General features: G+C 46.3%; 1 protein-coding gene and 1 pseudogene. Both read right to left on the bottom strand.

Annotated elements, in window-relative coordinates:
* Positions 1-701 (bottom strand): tRNA(Met) cytidine acetyltransferase TmcA domain-containing protein (locus R8O70_RS25990; protein ID WP_318184560.1); only part of this gene is annotated, 701 nt, incomplete at its 3' end.
* Positions 702-825: 124 nt separating this feature from the next.
* A pseudogene (locus R8O70_RS25995) lies at positions 826-1,100 on the bottom strand (chromosome partitioning protein ParB); the annotation flags it as partial.

The following is a 1,100-nucleotide window of genomic DNA, read 5'->3' on the forward strand; positions in this document are numbered from 1 at the left end:
TGGTTCTTCATCTGTTTGGCATCCGTAAGTAAACGCTGCGCGTGCTGATAGACTGGCTCAACAGCGTTAATAGAAGGCGCGGTAAGTAATATACGCAGTGGCTTGTGTTGCAATAACTGAGCACAAGCAATGCCTAATGCGCTGCTTTTACCTCTCCCGCGATCAGCCGTGAGCACTAAAGGACGCTTGCGATGCCCATTCACCACTTTCTCGATTAATGAAACAGCGTGAGTCTGCTCTATGTATTCTGTATTTCTCTGCGCAATAGCAAGCTCAGAAACCTGAGGAACAACTTTCCCCTGCTCAAGAACTATCAGCTTTTGCCATTGGGTCTGCATCCATTGCTCAGCGAAATGTTGTGGCTGAGCAGTATTTGTCACAACAAGTAGCATTCCACCGCCAACGAGAGAGCCAATTGCCGCCGTAAAGCTATTAGCATCGAACTCTTTTCGCGCGTCAAACAGCAGCACATCACATTCTCTTCCGAGTAGTCGATTTCCCTGCTTCATTCCAACACAAAAGGCACTCTCGAATGACCAATCCCCAACACAGAACCAACGTTGTGTGGTTTGAGTTTGAAGAAATGCAGAGAGAATGGCCTCTTGCCAATCGGCCTCTCCTTGCAAAACAACGCCTGAGCGTTGAAAAGCATGTTGAGATTGGCGTTGAAGTGAAGATAGAAATTCAGATTGTGCGTGCATGGGGTCTATCCGATGTTGAACTGCCGCCATGTTATCACATCTACTATACGGAGCATGCTTCCACACGCTCAAGATCGCAGACATAAAAAAACCGCCCGAAGGCGGTTATCGTTAAAGCTTAGTTTTATTGCATTTTGCTTTGAACAAAAGCAAGGATTTCTTCCATCAAGCTGTCATCGACTTTCTTCAGATTGAGAGCAAGATTGCTTCCTTTACGACTGTAGCTTGCTCGACCTTTGACAAGGTCAACTTTTTCAGCTTTTTTTGCAGGTTTAGCTGGTGCTAACTCTGAGATCCAACTTTCGATGCTTTCCGTCACTTCTTTAGTCAAACGAGCCACGCCTTGTGCCTTGCTACGTTGCCACAAGTAACCTTCAGATGTACGGCACTTATCCAACA

It is taken from the genome of Vibrio sp. 779(2023), assembly GCF_033344285.1.
GTDB classification, from domain to species: Bacteria; Pseudomonadota; Gammaproteobacteria; order Enterobacterales; family Vibrionaceae; genus Vibrio; species Vibrio alginolyticus.